This window comes from Amycolatopsis lurida (genome assembly GCF_900105055.1).
GTDB lineage: Bacteria > Actinomycetota > Actinomycetes > Mycobacteriales > Pseudonocardiaceae > Amycolatopsis > Amycolatopsis lurida.
In genome coordinates this window covers 1,563,453-1,588,121 of record NZ_FNTA01000004.1, presented here as the reverse complement: position 1 = coordinate 1,588,121, position 24,669 = coordinate 1,563,453, and the positions used below count along the sequence as shown (strand labels likewise).

Here is a 24,669-nt window from a genome sequence, read left to right as displayed (position 1 = left end):
ATTCGGCGGGAACGACCACGTCGGCAAGGGTTCGGCGCAGGCAGGAGGTACCTTCACAGCATGTCCACTCCACCTACCGCAGCGCCGGGAAGACCGTTCGGGCGCGTGCTCACCGCGATGGCCACCCCCTTCGACGCCGACGGCGCGCTGGACCTGAAGCGGGCGCAGGAGCTGGCCGAACACCTCGTGGAACTGGGCAACGACGGTCTCGTCGTGAACGGCACGACCGGGGAGAGCCCCACCACGACCGACGCCGAGAAGGCCGAGCTGGTCCGCGCCGTCGTCGAAGCCGTCGGCGATCGCGCGACGATCGTCGCAGGGGCGGGCACGAACAACACCGCGCACAGCATCGAGCAGGCGAAGCAGGCCGAAGCGGCGGGCGCGCACGGCATCCTCGTCGTCACGCCGTACTACTCGCGGCCCAGCCAGGCCGGGCTGTACGCGCACTTCACCACGGTCGCCGACGCCACCGAGCTGCCGGTGATGCTCTACGACATCCCGCCGCGCTCGATCGTCCCCATCGAGGTCGACACGCTGCTGCGGCTCGCCGAGCACCCGCGCATCCTCGCGGTCAAGGACGCCAAGGGCGACCTGATCGCCGGCTCCGAGGTCATCGCGAACACCCAGCTCGCCTACTACTCCGGTGACGACGGCCTGAACCTCCCGTGGGTCTCCGTCGGCGGCACCGGCGTGGTCAGCGTGATCGGGCACGTCGTGGCGGGCCGTATCCGCGGCATGATGGACGCCTACGAGTCCGGCGACACCTCCACCGCGCGCACCAACCACCGCGGCATGCTGCCGGTCCTGCGGGCGATGTCCCGGGTCGGCGGGGTGGCGTTCTCGAAGGCGGCCCTGCGGCTGCGCGGCTTCGACATCGGCGACCCGCGGCTGCCCATCGTGGCCGCGAACGACGAGCAGCTCCAGGCGATTTCCGCGGATCTCGCCCAGGGAGGCGTGCCGCTCGGGGAAAGCGCCGCCAGTGACTGGCATGGTGCACGAGTGGCACAAGCAGATTCAGCGGCGGCCTACACGGCGCCGACCTCACATACCAGCGTAGGGACCATGCCTCGGTGAGTTCATTGTCAACCGGACCCGGACCGACCACCCCACCGCCCGCGCTGCCCGAAGGCGCCTTGCGCGTGGTCGCGCTCGGCGGGATCGGCGAAGTCGGCCGCAATATGACCGTCTTCGAGTTCGGCGGCCGTCTGCTGATCGTCGACTGCGGGGTGCTCTTCCCCGAGGACGACCAGCCCGGCGTCGACCTGATCCTGCCCGACTTCCGCGCGATCGAAGACCGCCTCGAGGACATCGACGGCCTCGTCCTCACCCACGGGCACGAGGACCACATCGGCGCCGTCCCGTTCCTGCTGCGGCTGGTCCCGGATCTGAAGATCTACGGCTCCCGCTTCACGAACGCGCTGCTCGCGGCCAAGGCCAAGGAGCACCGTCAGCGGCCGAACCTGATCGAGGTCCGCGAGGGCGAGCGCCGCAAGGTCGGCGAGTTCGACCTCGAGTTCTTCGCGGTCAACCACTCGATCCCGGACGCGCTCGCGGTGGCCATCCGCACGCCCGCGGGTGTCGTGCTGCACACCGGCGACATCAAGCTCGACCAGCTCCCGCTCGACGGCAGGCTGACCGACCTCGCCGGGTTCTCCCGGCTCGGCGACGAGGGCGTGGACCTGTTCTGCGTCGACTCGACCAACGCCGAGGTGCCCGGTTTCGTCATGCCGGAACGCGACATCGGCCCGGTGCTCGACGACGTCGTCCGCAAGGTCGGCCAGCGTGTCATCGTCGCCTGTTTCGCGAGCCATGTGCACCGCGTCCAGCAGGTGCTCGACGCCGCCGTCCGGCACGGCCGCCGGGTCGCCTTCGTCGGCCGGTCGATGGTCCGCAACATGGGGATCGCCGCCGACCTCGGGCTGCTGAACGTGCCCGACGGCCTGCTGGTCAACCTCGACCAGGCAGGCGATCTGCCCGAGAGCAAGGTGCTGTTCGTGTCGACCGGTTCGCAGGGCGAGCCGCTGTCGGCGCTGTCGCGGATGGCGCGCGGCGAGCACCGGCAGATCTCGATCCGCGCCGGCGACACCGTCGTGCTGGCCAGCTCGATGATCCCGGGCAACGAGACCGCGGTCTTCGGCGTCGTCAACGGCCTCACCCGGCTCGGCGCGAACGTCGTCCACCAGGGCAATGCCAAGGTGCACGTGTCCGGGCACGCGTCCGCGGGCGAACTGCTGTATCTGTACAACGCGGTGCGCCCCAGCAACGTCATGCCGGTGCACGGCGAGTGGAAGCACCTGCGCGCCAACGGCGAACTGGCCGTCCGCACCGGTGTCGCGCCGGAGAACGTGGTCATCGCCGAGGACGGCGTCGTGGTCGACCTCGTCGACGGCAAGGCCACGCGGACCGGGCGGGTCGAGGTCGGGCACGTGTACGTCGACGGCCTCTCGGTGGGTGACGTCGGCGAGTCGACCTTGTCGGACAGGCTCGTACTCGGCGAAGGCGGCTTCATCGCCATCACGGTCGCCGTCGACACCAGCACCGGCCGCGCGGTGACCCGCCCGACGGTGTCCGGACGCGGGTTCTCCGACGACCCGAAGGCGCTCGACGCCGTGCTTCCGATGGTGGAGATGGAACTCGCCAGGACCGAGGCCGAGGGCATCACCGACACGCACCGCATCGCGCAGGCCGTGCGCCGTGTCGTCGGCCGCTGGGTCGCCGACACCTACCGGCGCCGTCCGATGATCGTGCCGACGGTCATCCCGGTCTAGTCAGTGCCTCGTGAGTGGTAAGGACGGTTAGAACCGTCCTTACCACTCACGAGAGGCGGCGGCCAGCAGCAGGGCGAAGGCGACCGTGAGCGCCTGGCCGAAGAGGGCGTTGCGGGCTTTGCGCTGTTCCGCGCGAGTGGGCCGGTTCATCACGAATTCCCCCGGTTTCGAGTGCTTTCCTTACCGGGCAAGTGTTTCGCGACCCGCGTCGGGGCACCTCCCGCCTCGGTGGGGTTTTTCTCCGCCGAAAGTCGCAGCCTTCCCCTAGGGGTGCTCGCGGCGTACCCTCGGACGCTCCTCGAGCCCCATGCCGGGAGACCGGGAGAGTCCATGGGACGCCACGCCACCACCCGGACCCGAAGACGGATACTGCTCCCGTTGCTGGCGATCGCGCTCGGCGCGGCCACCTGGGTGGCCGTGGCCATGGCGCGGTCCGAACCCGGCTGCGAGCCGGCGCGGGTGGTCGTCGCCGCGTCGCCCGACATCGCCCCCGCGGTCACCGAGGCCGCCCGGGCCCTCGATCTCGCCTGCGTCGCCTTCGATGTCCAGGCCAGGGAATCCCACCAGGTCGCGGCCGAGCTGTCCGGGACGGCGCCCCGGCCGCAGGCCTGGATCCCGTCCTCGACGTTGTACCTGAGAAAGGCCGGCGGTGTGCCCGCCTCCGGGCCCTCGATCGCCAGTTCGCCGGTGGTGCTCGCCGTCGCGGAGCCGGTCGCGCGGGCGCTCGGCTGGCCGCGCAAGTCGCTGACCTGGCCGGAAGTACTCGCCGGTGCCGGAGTCGTCGCGGGGATGCCGGATCCGGTACACGATCCCGCCGGGGTGTCCGCGCTGCTGGCACTGCGCGAAGTCACGAAGGGTGTTTCGGATCCCGCCGCCGCGTACGTGGCTTTGCTCCGGAAGTTCTCCGCCACCACATCCGGCGCGACGGTGTTCCCCACGGCGGAGAACGCGGTGCTGCGGCACAACTCCGGGCTTCTCGAAGGCGAGACCGCGCTGGTGGCCGTGTACTCACCCGACGCCCCAGCGCTCGATTACCCGTTCGTCGAGGTCGCGGGAGCGACCCCGCAGCAGGGCAAGGCCGTCGCGGAACTGAAACGCACTTTGCTCTACGGAGCCGCGACAGGTCCGCGATCCGACTTGCGTGCCCCTGGCGGGCAAGCGTTGCGGCTTACCGAAACCGATCAACGCGTCGAGGCACAAGGACAGCGCAGCGCCGAGATCCCGGCCGCCGAGGAGGTCGCCAAGGCGCTCAGCCACTGGGCCGCGGTGAACGCGAGTGCCCGGGTCCAGGTGCTGATCGACGTGTCCGGTTCGATGAGCGCGCCGGTCCCGGGAACCGGCAAGTCCCGGCTGCGAATCACCCTGGAGGCGGCGGAGAACGCCTTGCACCTGTTCAGATCCGCGTCACAGGTCCGTTTTCTGGCCTTCGCGACCAAAGTGGACGGTGACCGCGACTACCGGGAGATCCTGCCGATGGCGCCGGTCGCCCGGCAGCTGGCCGCCGTCGACCGGTTGCGCGCGGTCCGCGCCGTGCCGGACGGGCAGACCGGGCTCTACGACAGCGTCCTCGACGTCTACCGGCTCGCGCACGGTGAATGGGAGCGGGGGAAGCTGAACCTCGTCATCGTGATGACCGACGGCCGCGACACCGATCCCGGCGGTATCAGCCGCGAGAACCTGGTGGCGGAACTGGGAAAGCTGAGCGACCGGGACCGCCCGGTGCCGTTGATCGCCATCGGGATCGGGCCGGAGGCCGACGAGACCGAACTGCGTCAGCTCGTCGCGCCCGCCGGCGGTCAGGCCTTCCTCAGCCGTGATCCCGCGAAGATCGGAGAGGTGTTTTACGGTGCTCTGGGCCGGATCGCCGGCGCTGGATGAAGTAGACGCCGAGGATCACCGCCAGGCTGACCAAGCTCAGGTACAGCTGGGCGCGCGTGTCCGCGTCCACGAACAGCATCGACGCGACCACGGCCAGCGTCCCGGCGAGCGTCAGCCAGCTCAGCCACGGGTAGCCCCACATGCGCAACTTCAGCCGTTCCGGTGCTTCGGCCTCCAGACGGCGCCGCATCCGGAGCTGGGAGCCGGCGATGATCGCGTAGACGAACAGCGCGACCGCCCCGGCGGAATTGATGACGAAGTAGAAGATCTTGTCCGGGGAGACGAAGTTCATCACCACGGCCACGTAACCGACCGAGGTGGACACCAGGATCGCCTTCCACGGCACGCCGCGCCGGTTCGTGTCCGCGATCCATTTCGGAGCCCAGCCGTTGCCGCGCAACGCGAACAACATGCGGGACGCGGTGTACAGCCCCGAATTCAGCACCGACAGCACGGCCGTCAGCACCACCGCGCTGACCACGGTCTCGGCGGCGGGGATGCCGAACCGGCCGAACGCGGCGGCGAACGGGCTCGTCGTGGTCGGGATGTCGCGCCAGCCGGTGATCATCACCAGCAGCGTCACGGAGCCGACGTAGAACACGATGACCCGCCAGACGATCGACGAGGTCGCCTTGCGTACGGCCGTTTCGGGCTCCCGCGATTCGGCGGCGGCGATGGTGACGATCTCCGCGCCGAAGTAGGAGAAGATCACGATCACCACCCCGTGCACCACCGAGAACGGGCCGTTGGCCAGGAAACCGTCCTGCGCGATGTTGCCGACCGAGAACGATCCGCCGGGCCAAGCCCCGAGCACGAACAGGATGCCCACCACGAGGAACACCACGATCGTGGCGATCTTGACCGACGCGAGCCAGAACTCCGTCTCCCCGAACGAGCGGGCGGAAGCGAGGTTGGTCGCGGTCAGCAGCAACATCAGCACCAGTGAGAAGATCCATTGCGGTACAACGGGAATCCACGTCTGCAGGATCTTCGCCCCGGCGACGGCCTCGAACGCGACCACGCCGACCCAGAAGTACCAGTACAGCCAGCCGACCGTGAAGCCCGCCCAGCCGCCGAGCGAGGTCCGCGCGTATTCCATGAAGGAACCCTGTGACGGCGTGGCCGTCGCCATCTCGCCGAGCATCCGCATCACCAGCACGACGATCAGGCCGCCGATGGCGTAGGAGAGGACGGCCGCCGGGCCGACGGTGTGGATGACCGCGCCGCTGCCGATGAACAGGCTCGCACCGATGATGCCGCCGAGGGCGATCATCCGGACGTGGCGTTGCCGCAGCTCCGGGCGCAACCCCGCCCGTTCGGTCGTGGTCTCGGCGCCCATTCGCGGTGACCTCCTCCTCGAAGTGACGGCGGATCGCGGGATTGTCGCACCGCGAGGCCGGGAGGAAAAGTGTTTGCGCAACCCCAGGTGAACAGGCCGATGTGGACTCTGCCAACCTAGGCACCTCCACCGCGCGTTCCGAGGAGCTCTTCGATGCCGCACGCCGTCCTCCGGTTCCTGCCCGCCGTCGCCCTGGCCGCCGTCGCGCTCGCGGGCTGCTCGGACGAGGCACCCCAGTCGCAGACGGCGCCTCCGGGGTCATCACCGGTGGCGCAGCAGGCCGCCGTTCCGTTCAACGACGCCGACGTCGCATTCGCGCGGCAGGCTCTGGCGCACCACCAGCAGGGTGTGGATCTGGCTTCCCTGGCGGAAACCCGCGCGGCGAACGAGCAGCTGAAGGCGCTCGCGAAGCGGGTCATCGACACGCACGAACCGGAGATCGCGCGGCTGTCCGGGCTCATCGAGGCGTGGGGCCAGCCCGCGCCGGACGACCCGAACCTCGAACACGTCCAGCGCGACGGGTACATCGGTCCCGGCGACATGGCGGCACTGGCCGGACTGTCCGGAAAGGACTTCGACCGCCAGTTCGCCGCGCGGTTGCTGCGCCAGCGCGAAGCGGGCGTCCGCATCGCCGACGCCGAAACCCAGCACGGCCGCAACCCCGACGCCCGCGATCTCGCCGCGACGACCTCACGTTCGCAGCAGCAGGAGATCAGCGACCTACGGGGCTTCCAGCAGGGTTGAGTCCGTCTGGACCACGTTGGAATTCAGCTGGACGAGGTACGCGCCGGTCAGCAGCACCACCGCGCCGGCGGCTTGGATCCAGCTGAGGGCCTCACCCAGCAGCAGCCAGGCCGCGGTGGCGGCGATCAACGGCTCCACCAGCCCGACGACGCTCGCCACCGGCGCCGGGAGATGCCGCAGCGCCGCCATGCCCGTCGCGTAGGCGAGGACGGTCGCGATCAGCACCAGAGCGATCAGCAACGACCACACCGGCGGCTCCCACGGCCCGAACGTCGTCGGGGTGCCGAGGACACCCCACGGAATCGTCCACGGCGGCGCGACCGCGCACACCAGGACCGCGCCGATCGTCATCCCCCAGGTGACCATGCCGAGCGGATCGCGGTCCGCGACACCACGCTCGCCCAGGAGGAAGTAGCCCGCCGAACAGACGGCCGCGCCCAGCCCGGCGAGCAACCCGAGAACGTCCAGGCTGAGCCCCTCCCAGACCTGCGCGACCAACATGAGCCCGGTCATCGCCAGCACGATCCCCGCCCACATCACCCTGGGCAGCCGCACCCGGCGCACGAACCGCACCCACAGGGCGATCAGCACCGGCGAGGTGAACTCGAGCAGGATCGCGATCCCGACCGGGATCCGGCCCGCCGCCAGGAAGTACATGAGCTGGACACCCGCGACACCGAGCGAGCCGTACGCGAGCAGCAGCGGCCACTCGTTCTTCGTGACCTTGAGGAGCTTCGGCCGGAAAACGGCGACCAGCGCGAGCAGCACGATCGCCGACAGCCCGATGCGGATCGCCGCGACCTGTTCCGGGGACAACCCGGCCTGCATCGCCGGTTTGCCCAGCACACCCGAGGTTCCGAAGAAGAGCGCGGCGAGCAGGATGAGCGTGATGCCCCGGCCGCGATGCGCGACGTGCGGGGCGGGAGTGGCGGCGAGTTCGGCGGTCACGGCCGGAGGGTAGAGGCCGGGTGGCGGCGGGTCGACCCGTTTTCCCAGCGGACGGACAACGATCAGGGTCAGAAGGAGGTGCCGCCGTCGGTCCAGTTCGTCTGGGCGAAGTCCTCGTCGTCGACGGGGGCGCGACGCGGTTTGCGGACCGGTTCCGGTTCCGGTGTCGGGGGAGCGGCGACCGGCTCGTCGGGTCCGGTGGCTTCGAGAGCCTGGGGTTCGGGTGTGCCGTTCGGCCAGACGCAGGGCGAGGTCGCCCCGACGTAGAACTTGCCGAGATCGTTCGCCTTGATCGACATGTCGAAGGCATCGCCGGTGTTGCGTGCGAAGACATATTGATCCGTCGGCCGGGCGTCGGTCAGGATCTTGAAGGCGTTCGCTTCCCACCACTGGGTGATCGCGGCGAAATGCTCGGCGAACCGCGCGGAGTCCAGGCCGACGATCTCGTAGGTAGCGGAGATCTCGAAGCGGCCCAGCGGGCCTTTGTCGGTCGGGTCCGTGCATTCCGAACGGTTCCGTGTGAACGGCTTCACTGCGGCGCCGTCGGGCAATGCCGACAGCGCGCCTTGGATGTACTGCTCGACCTTGTCGCGAGCCTGCTGTTCGGTGATCGTCGATTCCATGTCGTCCCCACCTCCAGGGGAACAGGCCGCCGAGAACATCAGCGAGGCGAGGATGAATGTGCGTGCCCGGTTCACGTCGTCGGTTTCCCGGCGATGATCTGGCCGAGATTGTTCAGCGAAGGGTTGTTGTCCTCCCAGTATTCGCTGTGCGCCTCCGTGCTGAACCCGCCCCACCCGTCCGTGCCCGGCGCCGAGGTGAACACCTGCCCGCCGAAGTCCGCGTCGGTCGGGTCCTGGCCGAGGATCGGGTCGTACCCCGCGATCTCGACGTTGGCCAGGTTGATCATGTCGTGTTCGGCGACCGTCGCGTGCACGTGCTTGCCGATCTCGTCCTGATTCACCCCGTCGAGGTGCAGTTCGCTCACGTCGTGCGCGCCGACGCCGGGGCTCGCCACGAAGACGAGTTCGTCCGCGGCGAGGCCGCCGTCACCGGCCGCGTGCCCGACGACGGTGGTGCCGTAGCTGTGGCCCAGCACCGTGTTGTGCGACGGCGGCCCTTGATGCGTTTCCCGCAGCCCGTCCTGGAACTGCGCGAGGGCCGCCTTGCCACCGTCGGCGTACTTGTCGCTCGCGGCGTCGGTGATCTCGTTCGGCGCGTCGTAGCCGAGCCAGGTGATCACCGCGGTCGAAGGGGAGCCCGAGGTGGTCGCCGCGGCCCACATCTTGTCGGACCGGTTGAGGTCGCCGCCGATTTTCGACAGCTCCGAGCCGGTCCCCGGCACGTACGTCGCCACGTTGGCCGCCGTGTCGGGGTTTCCCGCCGAGACGATCGCCTTCCCGTCGCCACTGGTGTCCAGCGCCAGCAGGAACGCCTGCGGATCCGACCGATCCAGCCGCTGTTGGATGGCTTCCAGGCCCTTGAGTTTCGGATCGCCTTGGAGCCGCGCGATCTCGCGGGCGAGGACGGCGCGGTTGGCGGCGTCGCGGTCGGCCGCCGGGATACCGTCGAGATCGCCGACGAGTCCCGGATTGCCTAGCAGCAGAGCGACTTTCGCCGTGTCCGACAGGCTCGCCCACCAGGCCTTGTTGTCGCCGGGGGAGCCGTTCTCGGGTGGGCCGATGATCGACAGGCCGCTCTGCGCGGCTCCGGCGTCCGCCGCTTGGGCGAGCTTGCCGCCACCCTGTTCGGTGATTTCGCCATGAAGCGCTCGCCGGAGGATCTCGGCGAAATCGGCGTCGACGTCGGCCGCGCGGCGCAGGCCCTGCTCGATCCTGTCGGCCAGTTCCGCCAGCACGCGTGCCTGGTCCGGCTGTGGAGCGCCGACCGAAATGTCGCCGCCGGCACCGATGATCAGGCCGTTCCGATGCGCCAGTTCGTCGGTCTCCCGCACGAACGCGACGATCCGGTCCAGCGCGATCTGTACTTCGTGAGCGCCTCGCCGGACTGCGGAGGCCTCGGCGACGAGCCGTTCCAAGGTGGAGGTCAGCGACGCGCCCCGCGTCGCGGCGGCGATGGCCGCGTCGCCGGTCCAGCCCGTGAAGCGGACCATGGCTTCGACGTCGTCGTTCGCGGCGATGATCTTGGTGCAACCGTCGTTGAGCGCGTCGGCGACCCGGCCGACCGCGGCCGGATCCCACCGGCGAACGTCTCCCCAGGTGAGCATCAGACGGGAAGTTCCCGCGACGCCGTCAGTTCGTTCGAGCGATAACGCGCGGCCGCCGCGTCGAGCCGTGCGGAGTAGTCCGCGGTGTTCCCGGCCCAGCCGGGCACCGCGCGGCCCCAGGCGTCCGCGAGCAGGCGGGCCGCTTCACCGGACACGCCGCCCGGCAACCCCGCCGCGACGTCGGCGAGCGTGGCCGCGAGGTTCACCTTCCCGACGTCGTCCGAAGCCCGTTTCGCCGCGATCGACGCCGCGCCGATCGCCTCCAAGGCCACCTCGTACCCGCCGGTCATCCCGCTTCCTCCCCGTAGCGTGACGCTGTGTGACCACACTATGACGCGGGAGCCGGACGCGCGGTTCCCTTCACCCGTCCTTGAAAAGACCGTCGGCGACGTAGCGCGAAACGGTGGCGAGACGCCGCCCTTGCAGACGGAGAGCGTCCAGGGCCAGTTCGTCGGGTTCGGCGGATTTGCGCGAGACGAACGAGCCGCCGTACGGATTGCCCGATTCGAGCAGCCGCGGGTCGGTGTAGCCGAGCGGCAGGACGATGGCGCCCCAGTGATAGAAAATGTTGTTCGTCGCCAGCACGGTCGCTTCGAGCCCGCCGTGCGCGGTGGAGGCGGTGGTGAACGACGTCGCGACCTTGTTCACCAGCTTTCCCTTGGCCCACAGGCCGCCGGTGCTGTCCAAAAAGGACTTCAGCTGGGCGGCGGGACCGCCGAACCTGGTCGGGCTCCCGGCCGCGAACCCGTCGGCCCACTCCAGGTCTTCCAGCGTCGCCGTCTCGTGGTGCGGCCCCGCGTCCACCCACGCCTGCCACCGCGGATTGCTCGCCACCGCACCGGGCGGGGCGGTTTCGGGAACCGTGCGGACGCGGACGTCGGCTTCGGCCTCACGGGCGCCGTCGGCCAGCGCCGACGCCAGTTTCGCGGTGTTGCCGGTCGCGCTGTAGTAGACGACGAGGATGCGGGTGCTCACGTCCGCCGACCTTAGGCGAGCGTGGACAACCGTCTCAGGATCCGGACTCAGTACTTCTTCCAGGGGCTGACGGTGTCCGTCGGCCGCGTCGGGTCGTGGAAGCGCGGCTTGTCGAGTTCGTCGCGGCGCAGCGGGACCAGGCCGTCGGTGATCGCCTGCATGATCTTGGCGTGCGCGCGGACTCCGGCGCCCGGCCGCTCCGGCTCGACCTCCGACAGATCCACCGGATCGCCGAAGTGCACCTGGAACCGCGGCCGCCGCAGGGGTGCGCTCAGCCCGGACTTCGCGAGCGGCACCAGGTCGGCGGGGCCGTTGACGGTCTCCGTGCCCCAGTACACGGCTTCGTGCGCGCCCCACTGGCTGATCGGGATCACCGGCACCCCGGCGGCCAGCGCGAGCCGCGCCGCGCCGGTCTTGCCGCGTTCCGGCCACAGGCCGGGATCGTGGCTGATCCGGCCCTCGGGGTAGACGATCAGCGGGTCGCGGGTGGTCCGCAGGGCTTCGGTGGCTTCGGCGAACTGGCCGATGGCCGTCGACGCCTGTTTGCGGTCGACCCGCAGATGGCCGCTGACCCGCAGCGCCGGGCCGATGACCGGCGCGTCGAGGATGCCGCCCGCCAGCATGAACCGCGGGTTGATGCCGATCCGTTTGCAGGCCGCCATCAGCACGAACGCGTCGAACACGCCGATGTGATTGGCCGTCATGAGCAAGGGCTTACGGCGCAGTTCGGCCGAGACACCGCCGGTCACGGTGAGTTTGCCGACGAAGTTGACCAGCCCCCGGTCGATGTTCAGCATCGTGCGCCAGATGGCCGGGGCGCGGCGAGCCGAATTCTCATCCTGATGCAGCGCGAACATGGGGCAGAGCATGTCATGAACCGCTTTTCACCCGGATGGCCGCTCAAGCTGTGACCTGAGACGAATGTTCCGGATGTGCTCCGAGTGGCAGCCGAGGCTGGAGGGCCGGTACGGCTACCGTGGAGGCATGGCTAGCGGGTCGACGACCAGGAAACGGAGTACGGCGCGAAGCGGCGGCAGCAAGGGGCCGGCGCGAAAGCCGCGTACCCCGGCGAAGCCCAGGTCAACGGCTGCGAGGAAGCCCTCTCCACGGCGTCCGGCGCCGCGGAAGAAGTCGTCCGGCACGTTCGCCAAGGGCGTGCGTGGTACTTGGAACCTGCTCGCGAAAGGTCTCGGCACCCTCGCGCGGACGGTCGGCCGCGGCCGCGAACTCGAACCCGAGCACCGTCGCGACGGTCTCGCGCTGGGCCTCATCGCCCTGGCGCTGGTGATCGCGTTCGGCGTCTGGTGGCGGGCCGCGGGCCCGATCGGCGGCTGGGTCGAGGTCGGTGCCCGCTCGCTGCTGGGCGCCGGGGCCGTGACGCTCCCGCTGGTGCTGACCGTGGTCGCCGTCGCGCTGATGCGGTCGGAACCGATGCCGGAGGCCCGGCCGCGGATGGTCATCGGCACCCTGCTGGTGGTCCTGGCAGTACTCGGCCTGTTGCACATCTTCACCGCGCTGCCCGAGACCAACGACGGCCGGATGTACGCCGGCGGGGTGATCGGCGCGTTCTCCGGCGGCCTGCTGACCATGGGCGTCACCACGTGGGTCGCGGTGCCGCTGCTGGTGCTGGCGCTGCTGTTCGGCACGCTCGTGTTCACCGGGACCCCGGTCCGGGAGATCCCGCACCGCCTGCGGAACTGGGGCCTCGACCCCGAAGAGATCGAAGAGGCCGAGGCCGAGCGCAAGGCCATCCACGAGGAACGCGACGCCGTCACCGAAGCCGACCCGAAATCGGTCCGCCTGCGGAAGCCGTCGCGCCGCCGCCAGGCTTCGGCCGACCACGAGGGCGAGCAGCTCGACATCGAGGCGGCGCTGGCCGAAGCGCCGACGCCGCTGCGCCCGCCGAAGCCCGCCCCCAAGCCTGTCGAGGAGAAGAAGCCGAAGAAGGCCGAGGCGCCGCTGGCGGTCACGAGGACCGTCGAAGGCGACTACAAGCTCCCGCCGCCGGATCTGCTGAAGCTCGGCGACGCGCCGAAGTCCCGCAGCAAGGCCAACGACGCCATGATCGAGGCGATCACCGGCGTGCTGGAGCAGTTCAACGTCGACGCGCAGGTCACCGGCTTCACGCGGGGCCCGACGGTCACCCGGTACGAGGTCGAACTCGGCCCCGGCGTGAAGGTCGAGAAGATCACCGCGCTGACCAAGAACATCGCCTACGCGGTGGCGACCGACAACGTCCGGCTGCTGGCGCCGATCCCCGGCAAATCCGCGGTGGGCATCGAGGTGCCGAACTCTGACCGCGAGATGGTGCGCCTCGGCGACGTGTTGCGCGCGCCGTCGACGGTCAAGGACAACCACCCGATGGTCATCGGGCTCGGCAAGGACATCGAGGGCCATTTCGTCACCGCGAACCTGACGAAGATGCCGCACCTGCTGGTGGCGGGGTCCACCGGTTCCGGTAAGTCGAGCTTCGTGAACTCGATGCTGGTGTCGCTGCTCGCGCGGTCGACGCCGGACGAATGCCGGATGATCCTGATCGACCCGAAGATGGTCGAGCTGACCCCGTACGAGGGCATCCCGCACCTGATCACGCCCATCATCACCCAGCCGAAGAAGGCCGCCGCGGCGCTGGCCTGGCTGGTGGAGGAGATGGAGCAGCGCTATCAGGACATGCAGGTCAACAAGGTCCGGCACATCGACGACTACAACAAGAAGGTGCGCTCCGGCGAGATCACCGCGCCACCCGGCAGCGAGCGCGTCTACCAGCCGTACCCGTACATCATGGCGATCGTCGACGAGCTCGCCGACCTGATGATGACCGCTCCGCGCGACGTCGAGGACGCGATCGTCCGGATCACCCAGAAGGCGCGCGCCGCCGGTATCCACCTGGTGCTGGCGACCCAGCGGCCGTCGGTCGACGTCGTGACCGGTCTGATCAAGACGAACGTGCCGTCGCGGCTGGCGTTCGCGACCTCGTCGCTCACCGACTCGCGGGTCATCCTCGACCAGCCGGGCGCGGAGAAGCTCATCGGTATGGGTGACGCGCTGTACCTGCCGATGGGGGCCGGGAAACCGGTCCGCATCCAGGGTGCCTTCGTCGGCGACGAAGAGATCTCCGCGGTGGTGAACTTCGCCAAGGAACAGGCGCAGCCGGACTACCAGGACGGCGTCACCGCGGCGAAGGCCGGCGAGAAGAAGGAGATCGACTCCGACATCGGCGACGACCTCGACGTCCTGCTGCAGGCCGCCGAGCTGATCGTCACCTCGCAGTTCGGCTCGACGTCCATGCTGCAGCGGAAGCTGCGGGTCGGCTTCGCCAAGGCCGGGCGCCTGATGGACCTGCTGGAAAGCCGCGGCGTCGTCGGGCCTTCGGAGGGCTCGAAGGCCCGTGACGTGCTGATCAAGCCGGAGGAACTGGAGTCGGTGCTGTTCATGATCCGCGGTGGCGGGGACGCGAACGGCGGCGACGTCTCAGACGACTGAGGCTTTCGAAGGACCGATGCAACGGACCGGAGCCTCCGCTACGTCCAGGACACGTGCACCCCAAGAAGCTGCTCGTCGTCCTCTGCGCCCTGATCGGCCTCGCTTGCGGAGCCGGTAGCTCCGCTGCGCGCGAACAACCCGCCACGAGCAGGCCCACGGTGGTCCAGCCCGCGCCGGTACAGCGGACCCAGCCTGTTCGAGGCGCCGTCGAGCTGGGGGAGACCGTCGATCTCAAGGCCGGTGAAACGGCCGAGGTCGCGTCGAAGGACGTCAGTATCCGTTTCGCTCGCGTGGTGTCCGATTCCCGCTGCGCCGCGGGAATGGTCTGCGTCTGGGAAGGGGAGGCCGTGATCGAGCTGGCCCTGGCCGAACCGGGACGCGGTGAGCGGACGACGGCGGCCCTCGCCTCCACCGGACGGAGTGGCGGGCAGTCCGTCGAGTTCGCCGCCTGCCGGGTGGACCTGGTCGCCGTGAGTTCGGGGGGCGACCAGGTCACCCTGCGGGTGTCGAAGGCCTAGCGAGTGACCGGATGGACGACACATGTGTCTGGATGGACGACACGCGTGACTGGCCGGACGACACGCGTGATTGGACGGACGACACGCGAAACCGTCACGACTGCCTCACTGGAGCGGGTTGCCCCAGCCGTCGAGGTACGCGACTTCCGACACCGGCACCCGCGCCGCGGGTTTGAAGTCCGGCACGGTCGTGTAGGCGACCGGTAACAGCCCGACCTGCGTGACATCGGCGGGGATGCCGAGGATTTCGGCCGCCTCCGCCTCGTGGGTCAGGTGGTACGTCGTGAGCGTCGAGCCGAGGCCGCGTGACCTCAGCGCCAGCTGGAAATTCCACACCGCCGGGAAGATCCCGCCGTAGAACGCGGCGTCGGCCGCGTTGTCCCCGCTGGGCCTGCCGGTCAGACACGGGATGACGAAGACGGGCACCTGGTCGATCACGTCGATCAGATGCTGCCCCGACGCGAACGCCCGCGCCACCGAGGGCTCGGTGATCGCTTCGCCCAGCGCTGCCGCGTTCGCCTCCAGGTACGCCTTCCCGACCCGCCGGAACAGCTCGGACAACCGGTCCTTCACTCCCTGATCCCGCACCACGAGCCAGCGCCACGCCTGTTGGTTGCCCGGTGTGGGCGCCTGCAGCGCGAGCCGCAGGCACTCTTCGAGCACCCCGGGTTCCACCGGCCGGTCCAGGTCGAGCTTGCGGCGGACCGCTCGCGTCGTGCTGAGCAGGTGGTCGGTGACCGAGGTGTCCATGAGCCGCCTTTCAGAGATGTTCCGCGAGGAAGCGGTCGATCAGCTCGCTGATCGGTTCGAGGTCCTCCTCCAGCGCGAAATGCCCGGTGTCGAAGAGGTGAACCTCCGCCGAGGGAACATCATTCCGGAACGCTTCGGCGCCCGCAGGGACGAAGAACGGGTCGTTGCGGCCCCATACGGCGAGTACGGGCGGCTGGGCTTCGCGCAACCAGGCCTGGAATCGCGGGTACACGGGCGGGTTGTTCCGATAGTCCCAGAGCAGGTCCAGCATCGCCTCCGCCCGGCCGGGCAGGCCGAGGAAGTACTGGTCCAGCAGGTAGTTCGCGGGATCGATGGTCTCCGGATCGCGGGCGCCGCTGTACTGGAACCGGATCTGCTCCGGTTCGAGGATCGCCTCGAACCCCCGCCGCGCCTCGGTTTCGTCGGTCAGGGAGGGGAAGTCCGGCATCGCCGGGCCCAGCCCCTCGACGTAGGCGTTGCCGTTCTGCGTGATGAGCGCCGTCACCTGGGACGGGCGCGACACGGCCAGCCGCAGGCCGGTCGGGGCGCCGAAATCGAAGACGTAGAGCGCGTAGCGGCGCAGTTCCAACGCGTCCACGAACTCGCCCACCACTTCCGCGAGCCGGTCGAAGGTGAACGAGAAGCCCTCCGGGGTGACGGTCTGCCCGAATCCGGGCAGATCCGGCGCGATGAGCCGCCACCGGCCGGCGAGGCGCCGCATCAGCCGCACGAACTGGTGTGACGACGTCGGGAAGCCGTGCAGCAGGAGCAACACGGGTGCTTCGGGGTCGCCTGCTTCGCGATAGAAGACCTCGACGTCGCCGAGCTTGACCGAACGGTGCCGGATGGTCGCCATGAGCACTCCCTAATGGTTAAAACTGCCTTGAACCATTAGTACCTGATAGTGTCAAGGCATGCTCGATCTCGACTCGCTTCCCGGTGACGATCTCGCGGTGAACCTCGCCGACACCGTGATGCTGGCCGTCTCACCGTCGATCGACCTGCTCGACGACGGGCATGCGAAGTTCTGGGCGATTCAAGCTTTGCCCGAAGGTGCCTGGGCGCCTTCGGCCGAGCAGACGAGGCGCCTGCGTTCAGCGGTGCGTGAACTGCTGGAGGCGACAGTGGCCGCACGGGAGCCGGAGGCGTGGGCGGTCGAGCGGATCAACGCGGCCGCTGCCGCCGTCCCGACCAGCCCGCGGCTCACCGCCGAGGGAGCGGAGACGTCCTGGCATGGCGAGGACGGCGGCGAGATCGCGCTGGCCGCCGTGGCGGTCGCGGCGATCGATCTCGTGTCCGGGCCGCGTGCCGCTCAGCTGCGGCGATGCGGCGCGCACGACTGCTCGATGCTGTTCGTGGCGGCCAACAGCAGGCGGGTCTGGTGTACGCCGTCGCTGTGCGGCAACCGGGTCCGGGTGGCCCGGCACGCTGCGAAGGGCTGAAAGCGTCCTTCACCGCATGCGATGCGGTGAAAGCGCCCTTCGCCGCGTCTAACGCGGGGAAAGCGCCCTTCGGCTACAACTCCAGCAGCATCCGGCTGTTGCCCAAGGTGTTGGGCTTCACGTACGGCAGGTCGAGGAACTCCGCGACACCCGGGTCGGCCGAACGCCGCATCTCCTCGTACACCTCCTGGGTCACCGGGGTCCCGTCGATCTCGACGAACCCGTGACCGGCGAAGAAGTGGGTCTCGAAGGTCAGCACGAACAGCCGCTTCAGTCCGATCTCGCGGGCGAAGTCGATCAGCTGCCCCACCAGCGCGTGCCCGATACCGCGACCACGGGAGTCCTTGTCGACGGCGATGGTGCGCAGTTCGGCGATGTCCTCCCACAGCACGTGCAGCGCGCCGCAGCCGAGCACGTCGTCGCCGTCTTCGACCACCCAGAACTCCTGGACGCTCTCGTAGAGGGTGACGAGTTCCTTCTCCAGCAGCACCGTCCCGGCGTCGGAGTCGACCAGCGCCTTGATCTTGCGGACGTCCGCGATCCGCGCCCGGCGGACGGTGGGGCGGCGGTGAAGGAGGGGGTCTGAGGGCACGTCCACCATTAAGCCATCCCCGGCGCCCCGGCCGGTCGAGGGCTCGCCCGAGCGAGCGATCGCCGACCCCGCGAGCAGGCCAGCTACCCTAAGGCACGTGCCTTCTCCCACCACTGATCCTGTCGCCACCCGTCGCGTTTCCTTGTTGACCCTCGGTTGCGCCCGCAACGAGGTCGATTCCGAGGAACTCGCCGGACGGCTGGCGGCGGGCGGCTGGGAGCTCGCCGCCGAGCCCGAGGACTCCGACGTCGTGGTCGTCAACACCTGCGGCTTCGTCGAGTCCGCCAAGAAGGACTCGGTCGACACGCTGCTCGCGGCGTCCGACACCGGCAAGAAGGTCGTCGCCGTCGGCTGCATGGCCGAGCGCTACGGCAACGAGCTGGCCGAGAGCCTGCCCGAGGCCGACGCGGTCCTGGGTTTCGACCACTACGCGGACCTCGCCGAGCGTCTCGACGACGTCGTGGCCGGCCGCAAGGTCGAGTCCCACACCCCGTCCGATCGCCGCAAGCTGCTGCCGATCAGCCCGGTCCAGCGGCCGACGGCCGCCGAGTCGGTCGAGGTGCCGGGGCACGCGCAGCACGGCTGGGGCCCGCGCGTGCTGCGGACGAGGCTCGACACCTCCCCGGTGGCCGCGCTGAAGATCGCCTCCGGTTGTGACCGCCGCTGCTCGTTCTGCGCGATCCCGTCGTTCCGCGGGTCCTTCGTGTCCCGGCAGCCGGACGAGATCGTCGCCGAGGCGATGTGGCTCGCGGAGAACGGTGTCAAGGAGGTCTTCCTCGTCTCGGAGAACTCCACCTCCTACGGCAAGGACTTCGGCCGTGACGGCGCCCGCGCGCTGGAGCTGCTGGTTCCGCGCCTGGCCGCGGTGCCGGGGATCGAACGCGTCCGCGTCTCGTACCTGCAGCCCGCCGAGACCCGTCCCGGCCTGGTCAAGGCCATCGCGACCACTCCGGGCGTCGCCGACTACTTCGACCTCTCCTTCCAGCACTCCAGCGAGACCGTGCTGCGCCGCATGCGCCGCTTCGGGTCCACGGACTCCTTCCTCGCGCTGTGCGACCAGATCCGGGAGCACTCGCCCAACGCCGGCATCCGCACCAACGTCATCGTCGGCTTCCCCGGCGAGACCGAAGAGGACCTCGCCGAGCTGGAGCGCTTCCTGACCGGCGCGCGGCTGGACGCGGTGGGCGTCTTCGGGTACTCGGACGAGGACGGCACCGAGGCCGAGACCTTCGACGGCAAACTCGACGAGTCCGTGGTGGCCGAGCGGGTCGCGCGGATCTCCGCGCTGGTCGAGGAGCTGACGTCGCAGCGTGCCGAGGACCGGATCGGCGACTTCGTCGACGTCCTGATCGAGCAGGCCGAGGACGGCGAGGACCCGATCGGCCGCGCCGCGCACCAGGCCCCCGAGGTCGACGGCGAATGCGTCCTGATCGAGACCGAAGACCTGCCGCCGCTGGCGGTGGGTGACTTCGTGCGCTGCGAGGTCGTCGACTCCGAGGGCGTCGACCTGATCGTGCGGCCCGCGCCGCCCGAGGCCGACCGGTGAATGCCGCCCCGAGCGACGCCGGGGCCGGTGAGGGGACGGGCGGTGAGCACGCCAGGGTCCCCGAGGCCACCCCGGTCCCGACACTGAACCTGGCGAACCTGCTCACGATGTCGCGGCTGGTGCTGGTGCCGCTGTTCGTGCTGGCGCTGTTCACCGGCGACGGGGCGGACACCTTCTGGCGCGCGATCGCCACCGCGCTGTTCGCGATCGCGTCGTTCACCGACCAGGTCGACGGCTGGGTCGCGCGCAAATACGGGCTGATCACCGACTTCGGCAAGATCGCCGACCCGATCGCGGACAAGGCACTGATCGGCGCCGCGCTGATCGGGCTGAGCGTGCTCGGCGAGCTGGGCTGGTGGGTCACCATCGTCATCGCGATCCGCGAGATCGGCGTGACGCTGCTGCGGTTCTGGGTGATCCGGCACGGTGTCATCCCGGCCAGCCGGGGCGGCAAGGCCAAGACGCTCGCGCAGATCGCCGCCATCACCGCGTATCTGCTGCCCCTGCCCGCGTCCGCCGAGCCGGTGCGCTGGGTGCTGATGGGGCTCGCGCTCGTGCTGACCGTCGTGACCGGGCTCGACTACGTCGTTCGCGCGGTCCGGCTGCGCGCCGCCGGAAGGCGGGCCGCGGGCTTATGACAGGCACAGCCGCGCGCAGCGCGTCCGCTGAGGGTGGCGGCGGGGGCATGGATGGAACCTGAGACCTTGATCACTCACCTGATCGAGCGTGGGGAAACGGTGGCGACGGCCGAGTCGCTGACCGCCGGACTGGTCTGCGCGACGTTGACCGAGGTCCCGGGATCGAGTGCCGCCGTCCGGGGTGGACTGGTGGTCTACGCCACCGACCTCAAGGCGAAGCTGGCCGGGGTCGACGGAGGCCTCCTCGCCGCGCATGGTGCCGTGCATCCCGAGGTCGCGGCGCAGTTGGCCACCGGCGCGAAGAACCGGTGCGGCGCCACCTGGGGGCTCGGCCTGACCGGTGTCGCGGGCCCGGACGGGCAGGACGGCGTCGAGCCGGGCACCGTCCACGTCGGCCTCGCGGGGCCAGGGGTCCTCACCGTCCGCACACTGGACTTGCCCGGTGATCGAGCCTCGGTCAGGGCCGGTGCGGTCTCGGGCGCGTTCGCCCTGCTGGGGGAACATCTCGCATGATCGCCGCGTTCGCCCTTGGCGTATTGCCGTGTCAACACCTGCGCCCAGGGCACCGCTCTGGGTAACGTAGGGGGTAGTCAGTCCTGGAAGGGAGGCGCGTGATGACCGTGCTGTTGCGCGAGGCGATCGGCGACCGGCTCCGACACGCCCGCACGAACCAGCGTCGAACGCTGCGGGACATCTCCCGCGCCGCCAGGGTGAGCCTCGGTTACCTGTCCGAGGTCGAGCGCGGGCAGAAGGAGGCGTCCAGCGAGCTGCTGGCGTCCATTTGCGAGGCCCTGGACCTTCCGCTGGGCGAGCTCCTGCACAAGGTCGCGGCGGACGTCTCGGCGATGGACAACGTCGAGGTCGCCCCGGTGGACGAGAAGGTCGAAGCGGGCAAGCGGCGCGCTCCGGAGCGGGAAGGCGCCGAAGCGGGCCTCGAAGGTGGCCGCCTGGTGTCCGAGCTGATCGGCAACGACCTGGCCGACCTGCGGATCTCGCCGCCGCGGATGAGCCCCGCACTGCGGACGACGATCTCCGCACCGAAGATGGTCGCCGCCTAGCGACGCTGTGAACGGCAGAAGGCCCCAGGCAGTCCGCCTGGGGCTTTTGCCGTCAGTTGTCGAACGTGCCCGCCTGGTAGGAGCCGCCCTTGGTGCGCGTGATGACGAGCAGCCGGTTGGCGGCGTTGATCATCGCGACCAGGTAGATCAGCGCGGCGATCTGGTCGTCGTCGTAGTGTTTCCGCACCAGGTCCCAGGTCTCGTCGGAGACACCCTGATGCGCGTCGGCGAGCCTGCTGCCTTCCTCGGCGAGGGCCAGCGCGGCCTGCTCGGCCTCGGTGAACACCGTGGACTCGCGCCAGGCGGCGACCAGGTTGACGCGGACGGCGGGTTCGCCGGCGGCAGCCAGGTCCTTGGCGTGGGCGTCCACGCAGAATCCGCAGCCGTTGAGCTGGCTGGCCCGCAGGGACACCAGCTCCTGAGTGACCTTCGGCAGGGCCGATCCCTTGATGGCCACACTGACATTGGCGAAACGCTTGCCGAGCTTGGCGCCGAGCTCGTTGCCGTTCAGATCGAAACGGGAATCCATGATCTCGTCCTCTTTCGTGGTCGTGTGCTGAACCGGACGACCACCAGATGCCGGTGACCCTGGCTCGCTGACAGCACCGGAACGTGACGTGCGCCACGGCCTCGACGTGTCAGAAATCGAAGGGTCGCGGCGTCTGGTGGGGACACCGTCGCCGAGAACAGGAGCCGTCCATGTCCGACACCGCCACTGAGGCGTTCGTCGCCCACCGGAATCTGCTGTTCACGGTCGCCTACGAGATGCTCGGCTCGGCCGCCGACGCCGAAGACGTCCTGCAGGAGACGTGGCTGCGCTGGTCCGGGGTCGACCTCGGCACCGTGGAGAACCCGCGGGCGTACCTGGTCCGCATCGCCACCCGGCAGGCGCTCGGGAGGCTGCGCACGCTCGGCCGCCGCAAGGAGTCCTACGTCGGCCCGTGGCTGCCCGAACCCCTGTTGACCAGCCCTGACGTGGCCGACGACGTCGAACTGGCCGACAGCGTCTCGATGGCCATGCTGCTGGTGCTCGAGACCCTCACGCCGACCGAACGCGCGGTGTTCGTGCTGCGGGAGGTGTTCGACGTCGCCTACGGCGAGATCGCCGAAGCCGTCGGCAAGACCCCGGCCGCGGTCCATCAGATCGCCCACCGGGCGCGGGCGCACGTCGCCGCGCGGAGGCCGCGTGGTGCCGCGTCGCCCGGCGAGACCAAGGACGTGCTCGACGCGTTCCATCGCGCGGTCCGGACGGGTGACCTGCAAGGACTGCTCGACGTCCTCGCTCCGGACGTCGTCTTCCTCGGCGACGGCGGCGGAGTCGTGCAAGCCGTGCTGGAGCCCGTGGTCGGTGCCGCGCTGGTCGCGCCGCTGCTGGCGGCGAGCCGTCCGGTCCGCGACGACAGGGCGACGATGCGGACCGCTCAGGTCAACGGCCATCCCGCGCTGATCCTCCGGCTCGGCGACGAGGTCGACACCGTCGTCGCGCTGCGAGTGGAGAACGGGCTCATCACCGGGCTCTACGCCGTGCGCAATCCCGAGAAGCTGTCACGCATGGACGAGGAGACCGCACTGCGCCGCTGACGGAGGGTCAACCCGAAACGTCGTGGACATCACAGTCAGGGGGATCCCTGAATTCCGTCGGGGTCGCCTGGAACGCGGGACGCCGACCTGACACGATGGAACTCAACGCCGGGGTCGGGACGTTGCAACATCACAGAGGGGACGCCCCACCTCGAGGTAACAGCCCGTGGGATGCGAGAAGGCAGGCGGAGGAGATGGCCAACCCGTTCGTGAAGTTCTGGAAGTACATGATGGCGGCGTTCTCGTCGAAGATCGACGAGCACGCCGACCCGAAGGTACAGATCCAGCAGGCCATCGAGGAGGCGCAGCGCAACCACCAGGCGCTGACCCAGCAGGCCGCCTCGGTGATCGGTAACCAGCGTCAGCTGGAGATGAAGCTGAACCGCCAGCTCGGCGACGTGGAGAAGCTGCAGGCTTCGACCCGCCAGGCGCTGGTGCTCGCCGACGAGGCGCGTGCCAAGGGCGACGAGCAGAAGGCGACCGAGTTCGAGAACGCGGCGGAGAGCTTCGCCGCGCAGCTCGTCACCGCCGAGCAGAGCATCGAGGACCTCAAGACCCTGCACGACCAGTCGCTTCAGGCTGCGGAGCAGGCGAAGAAGGCCGTCGAGCGCAACGCGACCATGCTGCAGCAGAAGCTGGCCGAGCGCACCAAGCTGCTCTCGCAGCTGGAGCAGGCGAAGATGCAGGAGCAGGTCTCCGCTTCGCTGAACCAGATGAGCCAGCTGGCCGCGCCGGGCAACACCCCGTCACTGGAAGACGTTCGCGACAAGATCGAGAAGCGCTACACCACCGCGCTGGGCTCGGCCGAACTCGCACAGAACTCCGTCCAGGGCCGGATGATGGAGGTCCAGGCCTCCACGACGCAGCTCGCGGGGCACTCGCGGCTGGAGCAGATCCGCGCGTCCATGAAGGGCGACTCCGTCGCTCAGGTGACCGACGGCAAGACCGCCGCCGCACCGGCGAAGGCGGCGAGCTCCGCGGACATCCAGCGTGAGATCCAGGCACGGGTTCAGGCCGAACAGGGCAAGAACCCCGCCTGACACACCACCTAGAGCCGGTCCCGCACCCACGCGGGTGCGGGACCGGTCTCACCCGAAGACAGGGGAGAGGGCAATGGGCCAGGGCAGGCGCAAGGACTTCGGGGAGTTCACCGCCAAGCTTGAGAAGCACATCGAAAAGCTGCCCGACTACGCCCAGCGCGCGCAGGAGAAGCTGCAGCGCTACATCCCGCCCTCCGAGCAGCAGGGATCTTCGCGGCCCGCTCGGCCGGCGCCGCCCAAGCCGCGCCCGCAGATGCCGCCGATGCCGGCCATGCCGAAGATCTCTCAGCAGCTGACGTCGATGGCCGCGGGCCAGATCCCGGTCGTCGCCGACGCGAAGGCCAAATGGGCGCGCTGGAACGAACCCGCCGCCAAACTGGAGCGACGCAAGCGCCGGACGTCTCGCGCGCTGACGTTCTGGATCCTCCTCACCTTCCTTTGCGGACTGTTCGCCGTCGTCGCGGGCACCGGCCTGTTGAAGGACGGCCAGGCCGACGTCCTCCAGGCCATCGCGGGCGGCGCGTTCGCCATCATCTTCGGCACCTTCGGGGTCAAGTCGGGGCTGCGGCTGCGGACGCTGAACCGCACCGTGCTGCCCGCCGCGCCCGCCGCTCCGCCGCCGCTGCCTCCGGCACGGTCCGTCGCGCGGGAGCCGATGGAGCGTCTCGCCGAGAGCGAGGCTTCGCTGGCGGAGCTGCTTCGCCAGCTTTCGCAGCCGACGTCACTCGGCACCATGCCGGTCTCGGAGATCGCCGTCGCGGACGCGCGCACCACCGCCGCCGAGGCGGCGCAGGCCCTGCGTGGGCTGGCGGGCCGGATCCAGGCCATCGAACGTGGACGCGACGCCGCGCCCGAGCGGGAACGCGGCGCCCTCGACGCCGCCGTCAAACAGCTGCGCGAGCAGCTCGACGACGGTCTCGACGGCTACGGCGGTCTCGTCGCGGCCGCCGGGCACACCGTCGCCGCGAGTTCGGACGGCATGACGTCCTCCAAGGAGCAACTGTCCGACGCGACCGACAAGCTCGCCGGACTGGCCATGGCGCTGCGCGAGCTGTCCTGACGCGAGATACGCCTCGGATCACGCGAGTTACGGAAACGGGTAGGCTCTGAGCAGGCGCTTTCCTGGACCATCGTCTCATTCG

The 24,669-nt window shown here is 69.6% G+C and carries 25 protein-coding genes; 14 read left to right on the top strand and 11 right to left on the bottom strand.

The window, feature by feature from the left end; all coding sequences use genetic code 11:
• Positions 1 to 60 precede the first annotated feature (60 nt).
• The 3 genes from dapA to BLW75_RS12580 all read left to right on the top strand — a co-directional run bounded on the left by dapA (position 61) and on the right by BLW75_RS12580 (position 4,646).
• Positions 61 to 1,074 (top strand): 4-hydroxy-tetrahydrodipicolinate synthase, encoded by a 1,014-nt coding sequence (dapA, locus tag BLW75_RS12590; protein ID WP_034312161.1) that lies wholly within the window; start codon positions 61 to 63, stop codon positions 1,072 to 1,074.
• Between the two features lie 5 nt (positions 1,075 to 1,079).
• Positions 1,080 to 2,768: a ribonuclease J gene (locus tag BLW75_RS12585; protein ID WP_395766734.1), complete on the top strand. Its 1,689-nt coding sequence runs from the start codon at positions 1,080 to 1,082 to the stop codon at positions 2,766 to 2,768.
• 330 nt (positions 2,769 to 3,098) lie between these two features.
• The gene (locus BLW75_RS12580) at positions 3,099 to 4,646 is read left to right on the top strand and encodes a substrate-binding domain-containing protein (protein WP_091597395.1); all 1,548 of its coding nucleotides are present in this window, start codon (positions 3,099 to 3,101) and stop codon (positions 4,644 to 4,646) included.
• On the opposite strand, the gene BLW75_RS12575 is transcribed toward BLW75_RS12580, so the two are convergent.
• On the bottom strand, positions 4,576 to 5,985 hold the full coding sequence (locus tag BLW75_RS12575) for an amino acid permease (protein WP_034312157.1): 1,410 nt from the start codon (positions 5,983 to 5,985) through the stop codon (positions 4,576 to 4,578). The two genes, BLW75_RS12580 and BLW75_RS12575, sit on opposite strands and share 71 nt — an antisense overlap.
• Before the next feature lie 153 nt (positions 5,986 to 6,138).
• Between BLW75_RS12575 and BLW75_RS12570 the strand changes: the two genes are divergently transcribed.
• Positions 6,139 to 6,729 (top strand): DUF305 domain-containing protein, encoded by a 591-nt coding sequence (locus tag BLW75_RS12570; protein WP_034312155.1) that lies wholly within the window; start codon positions 6,139 to 6,141, stop codon positions 6,727 to 6,729.
• On the opposite strand, the gene BLW75_RS12565 is transcribed toward BLW75_RS12570, so the two are convergent.
• The 6 genes from BLW75_RS12565 to BLW75_RS12540 all read right to left on the bottom strand — a co-directional run bounded on the left by BLW75_RS12565 (position 6,706) and on the right by BLW75_RS12540 (position 11,736).
• Positions 6,706 to 7,677, bottom strand: a complete 972-nt coding sequence (locus tag BLW75_RS12565; protein ID WP_034312153.1) for an EamA family transporter — start codon at positions 7,675 to 7,677, stop codon at positions 6,706 to 6,708. The two genes, BLW75_RS12570 and BLW75_RS12565, sit on opposite strands and share 24 nt — an antisense overlap.
• A gap of 68 nt (positions 7,678 to 7,745) precedes the next feature.
• Entirely contained in the window at positions 7,746 to 8,300 is a 555-nt protein-coding gene (locus tag BLW75_RS12560; protein ID WP_034312294.1) for a hypothetical protein, read from the bottom strand.
• Between the two features lie 71 nt (positions 8,301 to 8,371).
• Positions 8,372 to 9,904: an alpha/beta hydrolase gene (locus tag BLW75_RS12555; RefSeq protein WP_034312151.1), complete on the bottom strand. Its 1,533-nt coding sequence runs from the start codon at positions 9,902 to 9,904 to the stop codon at positions 8,372 to 8,374.
• Positions 9,904 to 10,194, bottom strand: a complete 291-nt coding sequence (locus BLW75_RS12550) for a hypothetical protein (RefSeq protein WP_034312149.1) — start codon at positions 10,192 to 10,194, stop codon at positions 9,904 to 9,906. The genes BLW75_RS12555 and BLW75_RS12550 overlap by 1 nt, the downstream gene beginning before the upstream one ends.
• Positions 10,195 to 10,264: 70 nt before the next feature.
• Entirely contained in the window at positions 10,265 to 10,879 is a 615-nt protein-coding gene (gene wrbA, locus BLW75_RS12545; RefSeq protein ID WP_034312147.1) for an NAD(P)H:quinone oxidoreductase, read from the bottom strand.
• A gap of 47 nt (positions 10,880 to 10,926) precedes the next feature.
• Positions 10,927 to 11,736, bottom strand: coding sequence for a lysophospholipid acyltransferase family protein (locus tag BLW75_RS12540; protein ID WP_034312145.1), 810 nt, complete (start codon positions 11,734 to 11,736; stop codon positions 10,927 to 10,929).
• 298 nt (positions 11,737 to 12,034) lie between these two features.
• Here BLW75_RS12540 and BLW75_RS12535 point away from each other — a divergent pair, with 298 nt between their 5' ends.
• Together BLW75_RS12535 and BLW75_RS12530 are read left to right on the top strand one after the other, a co-directional pair.
• Complete coding sequence (locus BLW75_RS12535; protein ID WP_034312143.1) at positions 12,035 to 14,362, top strand: DNA translocase FtsK; 2,328 nt, start codon at positions 12,035 to 12,037, stop codon at positions 14,360 to 14,362.
• A gap of 53 nt (positions 14,363 to 14,415) precedes the next feature.
• Positions 14,416 to 14,880 carry a hypothetical protein gene (locus tag BLW75_RS12530; RefSeq protein WP_034312141.1) on the top strand — a complete coding sequence of 155 codons (465 nt, stop codon included), beginning with the start codon at positions 14,416 to 14,418 and terminating at the stop codon, positions 14,878 to 14,880.
• Positions 14,881 to 14,985: 105 nt separating this feature from the next.
• Here BLW75_RS12530 and BLW75_RS12525 read toward each other — a convergent pair whose 3' ends face one another.
• On the bottom strand, positions 14,986 to 15,630 hold the full coding sequence (locus BLW75_RS12525) for a nitroreductase family protein (RefSeq protein WP_034312139.1): 645 nt from the start codon (positions 15,628 to 15,630) through the stop codon (positions 14,986 to 14,988).
• A 10-nt stretch (positions 15,631 to 15,640) separates the two neighbouring features.
• Positions 15,641 to 16,486, bottom strand: a complete 846-nt coding sequence (locus tag BLW75_RS12520; protein WP_034312136.1) for an alpha/beta fold hydrolase — start codon at positions 16,484 to 16,486, stop codon at positions 15,641 to 15,643.
• Between the two features lie 58 nt (positions 16,487 to 16,544).
• On the opposite strand from BLW75_RS12520, the gene BLW75_RS12515 reads away from it, so the two are divergent.
• Positions 16,545 to 17,072, top strand: coding sequence for a CGNR zinc finger domain-containing protein (locus BLW75_RS12515; RefSeq protein WP_034312134.1), 528 nt, complete (start codon positions 16,545 to 16,547; stop codon positions 17,070 to 17,072).
• Positions 17,073 to 17,145: 73 nt separating this feature from the next.
• Here BLW75_RS12515 and BLW75_RS12510 read toward each other — a convergent pair whose 3' ends face one another.
• Positions 17,146 to 17,673, bottom strand: coding sequence for an amino-acid N-acetyltransferase (locus BLW75_RS12510; RefSeq protein WP_034312131.1), 528 nt, complete (start codon positions 17,671 to 17,673; stop codon positions 17,146 to 17,148).
• Positions 17,674 to 17,761: 88 nt separating this feature from the next.
• Between BLW75_RS12510 and rimO the strand changes: the two genes are divergently transcribed.
• From rimO to BLW75_RS12490, 4 genes are all read left to right on the top strand, one after another.
• Complete coding sequence (rimO, locus tag BLW75_RS12505) at positions 17,762 to 19,210, top strand: 30S ribosomal protein S12 methylthiotransferase RimO (protein ID WP_034312129.1); 1,449 nt, start codon at positions 17,762 to 17,764, stop codon at positions 19,208 to 19,210.
• Positions 19,207 to 19,848 (top strand): CDP-diacylglycerol--glycerol-3-phosphate 3-phosphatidyltransferase, encoded by a 642-nt coding sequence (pgsA, locus tag BLW75_RS12500; protein ID WP_034312127.1) that lies wholly within the window; start codon positions 19,207 to 19,209, stop codon positions 19,846 to 19,848. Before rimO ends, pgsA begins: the two co-directional genes overlap by 4 nt.
• A gap of 51 nt (positions 19,849 to 19,899) precedes the next feature.
• Positions 19,900 to 20,361, top strand: coding sequence for a CinA family protein (locus BLW75_RS12495; protein ID WP_034312124.1), 462 nt, complete (start codon positions 19,900 to 19,902; stop codon positions 20,359 to 20,361).
• 101 nt (positions 20,362 to 20,462) lie between these two features.
• Complete coding sequence (locus tag BLW75_RS12490) at positions 20,463 to 20,906, top strand: helix-turn-helix domain-containing protein (protein WP_034312122.1); 444 nt, start codon at positions 20,463 to 20,465, stop codon at positions 20,904 to 20,906.
• A gap of 52 nt (positions 20,907 to 20,958) precedes the next feature.
• Here BLW75_RS12490 and BLW75_RS12485 read toward each other — a convergent pair whose 3' ends face one another.
• Positions 20,959 to 21,435 (bottom strand): carboxymuconolactone decarboxylase family protein, encoded by a 477-nt coding sequence (locus BLW75_RS12485; protein ID WP_034312120.1) that lies wholly within the window; start codon positions 21,433 to 21,435, stop codon positions 20,959 to 20,961.
• 170 nt (positions 21,436 to 21,605) lie between these two features.
• Here BLW75_RS12485 and BLW75_RS12480 point away from each other — a divergent pair, with 170 nt between their 5' ends.
• From BLW75_RS12480 to pspM, 3 genes are all read left to right on the top strand, one after another.
• On the top strand, positions 21,606 to 22,487 hold the full coding sequence (locus tag BLW75_RS12480; RefSeq protein ID WP_034312117.1) for an RNA polymerase sigma-70 factor: 882 nt from the start codon (positions 21,606 to 21,608) through the stop codon (positions 22,485 to 22,487).
• Positions 22,488 to 22,681: 194 nt separating this feature from the next.
• A complete protein-coding gene (locus BLW75_RS12475; protein WP_034312115.1) occupies positions 22,682 to 23,527 on the top strand; it encodes a PspA/IM30 family protein in 846 nt (281 codons plus the stop codon).
• Positions 23,528 to 23,600: 73 nt separating this feature from the next.
• Positions 23,601 to 24,587 carry a phage shock envelope stress response protein PspM gene (gene pspM, locus BLW75_RS12470; protein WP_034312113.1) on the top strand — a complete coding sequence of 329 codons (987 nt, stop codon included), beginning with the start codon at positions 23,601 to 23,603 and terminating at the stop codon, positions 24,585 to 24,587.
• Positions 24,588 to 24,669: the final 82 nt, after the last annotated feature.

Coding starts and splice junctions, on each gene's coding strand:
- BLW75_RS12520 (WP_034312136.1), bottom strand. CDS start 16,486: ATGGCGACCATCCGGCACCGTTCGGTCAAGCTCGGCGACGTCGAGGTC.
- BLW75_RS12525 (WP_034312139.1), bottom strand. CDS start 15,630: ATGGACACCTCGGTCACCGACCACCTGCTCAGCACGACGCGAGCGGTC.
- BLW75_RS12540 (WP_034312145.1), bottom strand. CDS start 11,736: ATGTTCGCGCTGCATCAGGATGAGAATTCGGCTCGCCGCGCCCCGGCC.
- BLW75_RS12495 (WP_034312124.1), top strand. CDS start 19,900: ATGGAACCTGAGACCTTGATCACTCACCTGATCGAGCGTGGGGAAACG.
- BLW75_RS12490 (WP_034312122.1), top strand. CDS start 20,463: ATGACCGTGCTGTTGCGCGAGGCGATCGGCGACCGGCTCCGACACGCC.
- BLW75_RS12480 (WP_034312117.1), top strand. CDS start 21,606: ATGTCCGACACCGCCACTGAGGCGTTCGTCGCCCACCGGAATCTGCTG.
- pspM (WP_034312113.1), top strand. CDS start 23,601: ATGGGCCAGGGCAGGCGCAAGGACTTCGGGGAGTTCACCGCCAAGCTT.
- BLW75_RS12485 (WP_034312120.1), bottom strand. CDS start 21,435: ATGGATTCCCGTTTCGATCTGAACGGCAACGAGCTCGGCGCCAAGCTC.
- BLW75_RS12555 (WP_034312151.1), bottom strand. CDS start 9,904: ATGCTCACCTGGGGAGACGTTCGCCGGTGGGATCCGGCCGCGGTCGGC.
- BLW75_RS12570 (WP_034312155.1), top strand. CDS start 6,139: ATGCCGCACGCCGTCCTCCGGTTCCTGCCCGCCGTCGCCCTGGCCGCC.
- BLW75_RS12580 (WP_091597395.1), top strand. CDS start 3,099: ATGGGACGCCACGCCACCACCCGGACCCGAAGACGGATACTGCTCCCG.
- BLW75_RS12560 (WP_034312294.1), bottom strand. CDS start 8,300: ATGGAATCGACGATCACCGAACAGCAGGCTCGCGACAAGGTCGAGCAG.
- BLW75_RS12515 (WP_034312134.1), top strand. CDS start 16,545: ATGCTCGATCTCGACTCGCTTCCCGGTGACGATCTCGCGGTGAACCTC.
- BLW75_RS12510 (WP_034312131.1), bottom strand. CDS start 17,673: ATGGTGGACGTGCCCTCAGACCCCCTCCTTCACCGCCGCCCCACCGTC.
- dapA (WP_034312161.1), top strand. CDS start 61: ATGTCCACTCCACCTACCGCAGCGCCGGGAAGACCGTTCGGGCGCGTG.
- BLW75_RS12550 (WP_034312149.1), bottom strand. CDS start 10,194: ATGACCGGCGGGTACGAGGTGGCCTTGGAGGCGATCGGCGCGGCGTCG.
- BLW75_RS12575 (WP_034312157.1), bottom strand. CDS start 5,985: ATGGGCGCCGAGACCACGACCGAACGGGCGGGGTTGCGCCCGGAGCTG.
- BLW75_RS12475 (WP_034312115.1), top strand. CDS start 22,682: ATGGCCAACCCGTTCGTGAAGTTCTGGAAGTACATGATGGCGGCGTTC.